Raw genomic sequence first — 8,353 nt, forward strand, 5'->3', positions numbered from 1 at the left:
CCAGGTTGAGGAAAGTGAGCGGTTATAAACACCTGCCAGAACTGCGTGAGATCATGAAACGGGCTCTGGCGGGGAAGATAATGGTGAAAGCGGCGTGACGGTCATGCCGGGAGTTTCAACTAAAAAAGGGATTGACTCCCCATCAACACTACGATATGAGATTCCTGAGCCACATGCTGTTAGTATAAAAGAGACTTTGATGTCACCAATATCAACCACTTCCTCTTTTCCCTCTGCGCCAGTTTTTGCGATAGCAACTGCAACAAAGGAAACGGCCACCAAGAGCAAAAATAAAATACAGATACTCAGCACATTGCTTCTGCGCATAATGCTACCCTCCAGAGTTTATCTAGGCAACTTCATGTTCAAGTGAGGCGCCAACGGCCTCTATAAACTCCTTGATTATTTCCAACCACCAAAGTTTGTCTGATGTGGATTGGAGACTCCCAAGTATAATTTTCAGCCACTCAAGCGCCCGATGCTTTTCGCCTTTTTCCCGCGCAAGCTCATATCCTTTCTTTTTCATCTCTAGTTGCGCATCCGTAAGCCCGGCTTCTTTAAGGTTCTTTTCGGGCACATCATTAACGCTATTGATTGCTAGGGTGAAAATACTTTTATTTTCAATCTCATCCCATGCATCCTGGACAGCACTCCGCATTTCAGGGATGATCAAGTCGTCCTTCTTCGCTATGATTAAAGATAGAAACTCACGTGCATTTTGAAGGATTATTTTTAGTGATTCGCCGGGCGACTCCATACTAACAAATCCTTTCTATATGTTTTAGAAATACATATTATCGCCAAATCTACCCCCCCCCCGAAAAAGTCAACTATTTTTTATTGCTTGTGGCGAAACGGTATTGTCATTTTCTTGGCCTGGGAGCGCGGGCATCTTGCCCGCAGGTGATTCATCGAAACTCGATGTTTCGATGAATCACCAAAAACACGTTATTGTAAAAACCAACTTTTGCCTTAAACTTTCCTCTTCTTCCTTCCGAACGCCGCTATCGAAACGGCGTTCGGAAGATGCGGGCAAGATGCCCGCGCTCCCGGGGGAACCACTCCGCTCTTGCTCTTCGACATCCGCTTGGGTATATTCGCTGATATGCTTTTAGATATCACACCCGAAGAGGAAAAGAAGTTCGCCATCGGTGCCTTCGCCAGATGGGCAAGCTTCATCGCAAGATTCATAAGTTTCCCGCTGGTGGACATATTTTACAAAATCATAAACCGCTCCCGCGCAATCGGCGTCGAGAACATCCCCAAAGACGGCGGGGTGATATTCGCTTCCAACCATGTGTCCGGGGTGGACACAACGCTTATCCCTGCTTTCGCGGCGAGCAGGGTGCGGCCTGTCCCGTTTGTTGTGGCGGCCAAAGAGGAGCTTTTCAGGATACCTGTGGTGGCGCAGTTGATAAGGGCGTGGGGGGCGTTCCCGGTGAAACGCAGGCAGCGGGACACGGAGTCCATGAAGCGTATCGCATTTTGCGCCAGACATTATCAGCTGATGCTTTTCCCCGAAGGGACACGGTCGAAAACCGGCGAACTTCTGGAAGGGCGCCCCGCCGTCGGCTGGGTGGTATATAACTCCCGCCCGAAGGTGATACCAACGCTTGTGATCAATACGGACAAGTTTTTCTGGCCCGGCCGGCCCCGGCCTTGGTTTGGCGTGCCATACACGGTGGTGTTCGGAGAACCCGTGGACATGGACAGGTTCTACGAAATGCCGGAGAGCAAAGAGACCTCCCGGCTCATCGCCGGGGAGATCATGAAAGCGATCGCCGCGTTGCGGGAAAAGCACAAAGACCTTTATGTGGGGCCGCTTCTGCTGCCGGACGGCTCCATCGCCCCGGCTCAAATCGGGACTGGCCGCTGATGCTCACCCATGAGAACGCCGCGCGCGAAATGGGCCACGCGGTAATCGCGGGAGTGGACGAGGCGGGGCGCGGCCCGCTGGCAGGCCCGGTGGCGGCGGCGGCGGTGATATTCCCGGACGGCGTCAAAATGGACGGGCTCACCGATTCAAAAAAACTCACCCGCGAAAAACGGGAAAAGTTTTTCGATCTGATTTTCGAAAAGGCGGTGGCGGTGGGATTTCATCTTGTGGGACCGGATGTGATCGACAGCATAAACATCCTGCAGGCCACAAAGCTTGCCATGGCCGATGCTGTGCGAAAACTCTCAAGCCGCCCCGATTATGTTCTTATAGACGGCAACCAGACAATCCCCTGGGACGGGCCGCAGAAGACCATCGTCAAAGGTGATTCGCTTTCGCTGTCCATCGCCGCCGCTTCTGTGATCGCAAAGGTTACGCGGGACAAGGTGATGGGAGAATACGCCGCCATGTATCCTGAATACGGTTTTGAAAAGCACAAAGGCTATGGCGTGGCGGAGCATCTGGACGCGATAAAAAAATACGGCCCATCGCCAATTCACCGCAGGACATTCCGTGGTGTGAAAGAGTTTTGCGATATCGGCGGCGAACCTGCCGGCGCCTTGCCCCAACTGGAGCTTCCCGGGCAATAGCCATGAGCTTTTGGCGAAGCTGGCTGCGCAAAGCCAGGGACTGGATCGCAAAACTCAAGGCGGACAAAAGCGGCGGCCCGAAACATCTGAAACTCGGCAAGCTGGGCGAAGACCTGGCGGTGAACGCTCTCAAGGAACGCGGCTACCGCATCGCCGAACGCAACTTCATAATCAACCGGCACGAGATAGACATAATCGCCGTGGACGGGGAGTTCCTCGTGTTCGTGGAGGTGAAGACCCGTTCGGACAAATCCTATGGCCCCCCCATGGCGGCGATAACGCCAAAAGTTGTGGCGCGGCTGAAAAAAGCGGCGCAGATGTACACGATGAAGAAGAAGCTGACAAACGCTTACGTAAGGTTCGACGTGGTGACGGTGGACTACGCGGATGGTGATCCGAAGGTGGAGATTGTCAGGAACGCGTTTTAAATAACGCGCTCCTGCTTGTCTCTGTTTACACCAACTCTTTCTTCGGCCTCACGATATGCGTCTGCAGCCTGATCTCCGCTGGCGTCGCGCCGAGGGCCAAGGCCACCAACTGGGGTATGTGCAAGACCGGCATCCGGAGCTTCTCGTCCATCCGCCCTTCTATCTCCGGCTGGTATGCGTCCATGTTCAAATGGCATAGCGGGCAGGGGGTCACCATCAGGTCCGCCCCGGCCTTTTTAGCCCCGGTGAGCGCGTTGGCGGAAAGCTGGAGCGAGTCGCTCTTGTTCATCATCAATATGGGAAACCCGCAGCATTTGAGCCGTTCGTCGTAACGCACGGGGGTGGCGCCAAGGGCCGTGATGATTTTTTCCAGCTCGTCCGGATCGTCCGGATTGGCCAGGTCGGAATACTCGTGGGGCCGCATGGCGTAGCATCCGTAAAACGCCGCCACCTTCATCCCGGTCAAAGGTTTCACGATCTTCGACTTGAGCTTCTCCAGCCCGTATTCTTCCAGCAGCACTTCGTAGAAATGCCGTATCTTCACCGTCCCCTTGTATTCCCGCCCGGTCTCTTCCTTGAGTACCTTGTTGACCTCGGCCATGTGCGCCGGATTGTTGGCCAGGTTGATCTGGCATTTGCGGTGCACCCCCTGGCAGGTGGTGCATATGTTCATTATCGGCAGCCCCATCTGCTCGGCCAGCGAATATGTCCGCGCGTTCAGCGCGTCGGCCACGAAATGGTTGTCCTCGCTGATCACTCCCGCGCCGCAGCAGGCCGCGTCCGTCATCTCCACAAGGTCTATGCCAAGCCGCGAACAGGCGGCGTATGTTCCGGCCAGAAGTTCCCTGCCCGCCCCCTTGGCGACGCATCCGGTGTATAGCGCGTATTTCATTCTTTGCGTAACTCCTCGAACCGGGAGAATATCTTGCGGACCTCCTCCACCTTCTCGATGGAATGGGGGATGACCGGAGGATTTTTCCGGCGGATGAACATCCTGATACCCACCGGCAAAAGGTCCAAAAGCGCCGGGATGTTGAAAAAGCCGACGGACCGCACCGGCACGTAATTCTCGTCCAGAAGGCCGCGTTTGCCCACAGTCTCCCGGAAACCGAGAACGTGGCGCGCGCCGTTGTTATCGTGCACGCCGGCGGCCATGGCCGCCTCGCGGATTTCCTCGATGCGCCCCAAGGGCTTGGCCTCCGTGGGGCAACGGGTGGAGCATTCGCCGCAATGGGTGCAGTTCCACACCCCGTTGGCCTCGCTTATTTCCTCCAGCCGCTCGACCCGCTTGGCGTCGCGCGTGTCGTGGATGAACCGTTGCGCCTTGGCCAGCGCGGCGGGGCCCACGAATTTTTTGTTCACCTCCAATGCGTTGCAGTCCGACCAGCAGGCGGCGCACATGATGCACGTGGTGGAGTTGTCTATCTTCAAATACTGCTCCGGGGTCTGCAGCCTTTCTTTTTCCGGATTGTCCGCGCTGTCGGGCATAAGCCACGGCTTGACCTTTCGGATGGAGGCCCAGAAGGGCTCCAGGTCCACGGCCAGGTCCCGTATTATGTTGGCGTTTCCCAGCGGATCGATCTGGATCACCCCGTCCTTCACCAGGGGGGAGGCCTGGGTCTTGCACGCCAGCAGCGAATGGCCGTTCACCCTCATCGCGCACGAGCCGCAAATGGCCGAGCCGCAGGACATGCGGAAAGTAAGGGTGGCGTCCTGCTCCCACTTTATCTTGTTAAGGCAGTTTAAAAGCGTTATCCCGGGCTCCAGCGCAAGCTGATAGTCCTGATAGCGCCCCGTGGCGTCCCTTTCCGGGTCGAACCTGAATATCCTGAAGGTTACCGTGGACATCCTTTAATATTTCCTTTCCTCGGGCTTAAACCTGGTGATCTTCACAGGTTTATAGCGAAGCTCGTATCCGCCTTCCTTGTTCTTGAAGGCCATGGTGTGGGCCAGGAAGTTTTCGTCGTCCCGGGTGGGAAAGTCCGTCCGGGCGTGGGCGCCGCGGCTTTCCTTGCGGGCAAGCGCGCCGGCCACTATAAGCTCGGAATATTCGAGCATGTGCGAAAGCTCCAGGGCCTCGATGAGGTTGGTGTTGAAGTTTTCGCGCTTGTCGTCCACCCGCACATCCTTGAACCTGGCCTGCAGTTCCTTGATCTTGCCGTTGGCCTTTTCCATCTCCTCGCCGATCCGGTACACTCCCACCTGGTTTGTCATGGTGGTCTTGAGCTCTTCGCGGATGGTGTTCATGTCCTCCCTGGCGGAGGTGTGCAGCAATTCATGCACGTCCCGCCGGGCCGCGTCCAGCTCCCGCTTTTCGTTGACCGGCGACCACGGTGTGTCGTGCGTCGCCTGCAGCATCTTCTTGCCCGCCCGCCTGCCGAACACCAAGGCGTCCAGCAGCGAGTTGGTCCCAAGCCTGTTCGCCCCGTGCACCGATATGCAGGAGCATTCCCCGGCGGCGAAGAATCCCCGGACGTGGTTCCCCTTCTCGTCCATGTACACCTGGCAGTCGTTGTCCGCCGGGATGCCGCCCATGGAATAGTGCGCCGTGGGCTGGATCGGCACCGGATCGGTGAGCGCGTCCACCCCGATAAAGTCCTTCGCAAGATGGTATATCTGCGGCAGCCGCTCCAGTATCTTTTCCCTGCCAAGGTGGCGAAGGTCGAGCAGCACGTAATCTTTCTTCGGCCCGGTCCCGCGCCCTTCGTTTATCTCGGTCTGCTCGGAGCGGGAAACGATGTCCCTTGGCCCCAGTTCCATTTTCTTCGGGGCGTACTTGGACATGAACCGCTCGCCATCGGCGTTGAGCAGATATCCCCCCTCGCCCCGGGCCGCTTCGGAAAGCAATATGCCGTGCTGGTAAAGCCCGGTGGGGTGGTATTGCACGAACTCCATGTCCATCAGCGGTATCCCCGCGCGGTACGCCGCCGTGATCCCGTCCCCGGTGTTCGCGTATGCGTTGGAGGTTATCTTGAACGCCCGGCCGTATCCGCCGGTGGCGAACAGCACGGTGCGGGCGTGGAATACTTCCATCCGCCCGGTCTTTATGTCCATCGCCACAACGCCGCGGCACACTCCGTCCTCCACGATCAGCCGGAGCATGTACCACTCTGAATATATATGCAGCTTGCCGCCGTTCTTCATGGACTGCTCGAACAGCGTGTGCAGCAACGCGTGCCCTGTCCTGTCCGCCGCGTAACATGCGCGCGGGAACGAATGGCCGCCGAAGGCGCGCTGGGCTATCTTATTCTCGTCCGTGCGGGAGAAGGGACAGCCGAATTTTTCCATCTCAAATATGGCGTGGGGCGCGTCCGAACACATGATCTCCACCGCGTCCTGGTCGCCAAGGTAATCGCCCCCCTTCACAGTGTCGAACGTGTGGGCCTCGACGGAGTCTTCCTTGTCCACGTTGGACAAAGCGGCGGCCACGCCTCCCTGCGCCGCGCCTGAATGGCTGCGGGAGGGGTAAACTTTCGTCATTACGGCCACGTCCAGGGAGCCAACAAGCTCCAATGCGGCGCGAAGCCCGGCCAGCCCGGAACCAACTATCAATACGTCGTGTGAGAACATATCCACCTGCCTAAATCGCCGGAACAGCGCCCCGGCGGGTTCTACCCTCTAACGCAAGCGTCCATTATACAAATACCAACACCGCTTGCCAGAAAAAACATGCGGGGGGAACGAGGAAACCGTTCTTTTCTTTTGGGAAAAAGAAAAGAACCAAAAGAAAACCGTGTGCGCCGTCTTGCGGGGGATTTCATCCCCCCAAGCGGCGCAAATGAGTTTCTTTTTGCTTCTTTTTCTTTCCAAAGAAAATGAAGGTATCCTAATTCCTCATATGTATTCCTGTCATGCGGTCTTGTATTTTGCCTGGCCGATTTCGTAGAGGTCGGCTCCGGTGACGTCGTTTATGACCATCACCTGGAAATCCTCGACGACCAAGCGGCGGACCGCTTCCGGCCCCAGGTCCTCGTAGGCCACAAGTTCCACGCTTTTTATGGAGCGGGCGATGAGCGCCGCGGCTCCGCCGATGGCCGCGAAATATACCGCCTTGTGTTTGACCATGGCGTCCACCACGTCCTTTGCCCGTTTCCCCTTGCCGATCATCCCCTTCATGCCGATTTCCATCAGGCGCGGGGCGTATGCGTCCATCCGGTAGCTTGTGGTGGGCCCGGCGGAGCCGATCACGGCGCCAGGTTTGGCCGGCGACGGGCCGACGTAATAGATCACCGCCCCCTGCATATCGAAGGGGAGCGGTTTACCGGCGTCGAGCAGGTCCACAAGCCTTTTATGGGCCGCGTCCCGGGCGGTGTACACCACCCCTGAAATGCTCACCATGTCCCCCGCTCGCAACCCGGAGACCGACTCGCCGGTGAGCGGTGTTGTCAGCTTCTTCATATCCTCGCTCATAACGTCACCTCCTTGTGGCGGCTGGCGTGGCAGCAGATATTGACCGCCAGCGGCAGGCTGGCGATATGGCACGGATGTTTTTCAAGGTGCACCGCCATGGCGTACACCAGCCCGCCGAGCCCCTGAGGGCCCATGCCAAGGTTGTTTATCCGTGTCAAAAGCTCTTTTTCCATCTCGGCCAGCTCCGGGTCGGGATTCACCGCGCCGATTTTCCGGAGCAACGCTTTCTTTGCGAGAATGGCGGCCTTTTCCGGCGTGCCCCCGATGCAGGCGCCCACGATCACCGGCGGGCAGGGGTTGGACCCGGCCTCCTGGCATCGCTGGACGATATAGTCCATCACAGCTTTTTTGCCCCCGGACGGGGTGAGCATCATCACCCGGGACATGTTTTCGGACCCGCCCCCCTTTGGGGCCACGGTGAGCTTTAATTTGTCCCCTTCAACTATATCCGTGATGATCACTGCCGGAGTGTTGTCCTTCGTGTTCGCCCTTGTGAAAGGATCGCAGATGGACTTTCGCAGGAAACCCTGTTCATACCCCTTGCGGACCCCGGCGTTCACCGCTTCGGTGAAAGATCCGCCGTCAATATGCACATCCTGCCCGATCTCCGCGAAAATCACGGTGAATCCCGTGTCTTGGCACATGGGGACCTTTTCGGTCCTGGCGATATCGGCGTTGGTGAGCAACGCCTTGAATACCGCCTTGCCGACTGGTGATGCCTCTTTTTCAAGACCTGCCTTGAACGCCGCCACCACGTCACTCCCCAGGTCTGTGTTGGCGTCCATGCACATCCTGGCCACCGCCTCGGTTATGTCCTTGCAATCAATCTGTCTCATCATCATTCCTTATCACTAGTGTCCCAACGTTAACGACATGACTGATTGTAACAGGTTGAGAGAACGAAGGTTTATCATGATTTGCTCTGGTCTCGATTTCAGTTCGGCGCGTAGCATGACGGGTATCTCCAACACGATTGTGAGGCTCGCCGA

Annotated in this window: 9 protein-coding genes; 3 read left to right on the plus strand and 6 right to left on the minus strand. The window is 57.1% G+C overall.

Features of this window, described 5'->3' with window-relative positions; translation table 11 throughout:
* Positions 1-349: 349 nt before the first annotated feature.
* Positions 350-757: a hypothetical protein gene (locus HZB29_04580; GenBank protein ID MBI5814869.1), complete on the minus strand. Its 408-nt coding sequence runs from the start codon at positions 755-757 to the stop codon at positions 350-352.
* Positions 758-1,105: 348 nt separating this feature from the next.
* On the opposite strand from HZB29_04580, the gene HZB29_04585 reads away from it, so the two are divergent.
* From HZB29_04585 to HZB29_04595, 3 genes are read left to right on the plus strand one after another with little or no spacing between them, the layout of a single operon-like run.
* Complete coding sequence (locus tag HZB29_04585; protein ID MBI5814870.1) at positions 1,106-1,876, plus strand: 1-acyl-sn-glycerol-3-phosphate acyltransferase; 771 nt, start codon at positions 1,106-1,108, stop codon at positions 1,874-1,876.
* Positions 1,876-2,526, plus strand: a complete 651-nt coding sequence (locus HZB29_04590) for a ribonuclease HII (GenBank protein MBI5814871.1) — start codon at positions 1,876-1,878, stop codon at positions 2,524-2,526. The genes HZB29_04585 and HZB29_04590 overlap by 1 nt, the downstream gene beginning before the upstream one ends.
* 2 nt (positions 2,527-2,528) lie before the next feature.
* On the plus strand, positions 2,529-2,954 hold the full coding sequence (locus HZB29_04595) for a YraN family protein (protein ID MBI5814872.1): 426 nt from the start codon (positions 2,529-2,531) through the stop codon (positions 2,952-2,954).
* 25 nt (positions 2,955-2,979) lie between these two features.
* Here the strand turns inward: HZB29_04595 and HZB29_04600 are convergent, their stop codons facing one another.
* From HZB29_04600 to HZB29_04620, 5 genes are all read right to left on the minus strand, one after another.
* Positions 2,980-3,846 carry a CoB--CoM heterodisulfide reductase iron-sulfur subunit B family protein gene (locus tag HZB29_04600; GenBank protein MBI5814873.1) on the minus strand — a complete coding sequence of 289 codons (867 nt, stop codon included), beginning with the start codon at positions 3,844-3,846 and terminating at the stop codon, positions 2,980-2,982.
* Entirely contained in the window at positions 3,843-4,802 is a 960-nt protein-coding gene (gene sdhB, locus HZB29_04605; protein ID MBI5814874.1) for a succinate dehydrogenase iron-sulfur subunit, read from the minus strand. The genes HZB29_04600 and sdhB overlap by 4 nt, the downstream gene beginning before the upstream one ends.
* Before the next feature lie 3 nt (positions 4,803-4,805).
* The gene (gene sdhA / locus HZB29_04610; GenBank protein MBI5814875.1) at positions 4,806-6,524 is read right to left on the minus strand and encodes a succinate dehydrogenase flavoprotein subunit; all 1,719 of its coding nucleotides are present in this window, start codon (positions 6,522-6,524) and stop codon (positions 4,806-4,808) included.
* A 279-nt stretch (positions 6,525-6,803) separates the two neighbouring features.
* The gene (locus HZB29_04615) at positions 6,804-7,352 is read right to left on the minus strand and encodes a Fe-S-containing hydro-lyase (protein ID MBI5814876.1); all 549 of its coding nucleotides are present in this window, start codon (positions 7,350-7,352) and stop codon (positions 6,804-6,806) included.
* A gap of 8 nt (positions 7,353-7,360) precedes the next feature.
* The gene (locus tag HZB29_04620; protein MBI5814877.1) at positions 7,361-8,200 is read right to left on the minus strand and encodes a fumarate hydratase; all 840 of its coding nucleotides are present in this window, start codon (positions 8,198-8,200) and stop codon (positions 7,361-7,363) included.
* Positions 8,201-8,353: the final 153 nt, after the last annotated feature.

This window comes from Nitrospinota bacterium (assembly GCA_016235255.1).
GTDB lineage: Bacteria > Nitrospinota_A > UBA7883 > UBA7883 > JACRLM01 > JACRLM01.

What these genes read in the sequence shown, in the direction of transcription:
- HZB29_04580 (MBI5814869.1), bottom strand. Translation starts at nt 757, where the DNA reads ATGGAGTCGCCCGGCGAATCACTAAAAATAATCCTTCAAAATGCACGT.
- HZB29_04585 (MBI5814870.1), top strand. Translation starts at nt 1,106, where the DNA reads ATGCTTTTAGATATCACACCCGAAGAGGAAAAGAAGTTCGCCATCGGT.
- HZB29_04590 (MBI5814871.1), top strand. Translation starts at nt 1,876, where the DNA reads ATGCTCACCCATGAGAACGCCGCGCGCGAAATGGGCCACGCGGTAATC.
- HZB29_04595 (MBI5814872.1), top strand. Translation starts at nt 2,529, where the DNA reads ATGAGCTTTTGGCGAAGCTGGCTGCGCAAAGCCAGGGACTGGATCGCA.
- HZB29_04600 (MBI5814873.1), bottom strand. Translation starts at nt 3,846, where the DNA reads ATGAAATACGCGCTATACACCGGATGCGTCGCCAAGGGGGCGGGCAGG.
- sdhB (MBI5814874.1), bottom strand. Translation starts at nt 4,802, where the DNA reads ATGTCCACGGTAACCTTCAGGATATTCAGGTTCGACCCGGAAAGGGAC.
- sdhA (MBI5814875.1), bottom strand. Translation starts at nt 6,524, where the DNA reads ATGTTCTCACACGACGTATTGATAGTTGGTTCCGGGCTGGCCGGGCTT.
- HZB29_04615 (MBI5814876.1), bottom strand. Translation starts at nt 7,352, where the DNA reads ATGAAGAAGCTGACAACACCGCTCACCGGCGAGTCGGTCTCCGGGTTG.
- HZB29_04620 (MBI5814877.1), bottom strand. Translation starts at nt 8,200, where the DNA reads ATGAGACAGATTGATTGCAAGGACATAACCGAGGCGGTGGCCAGGATG.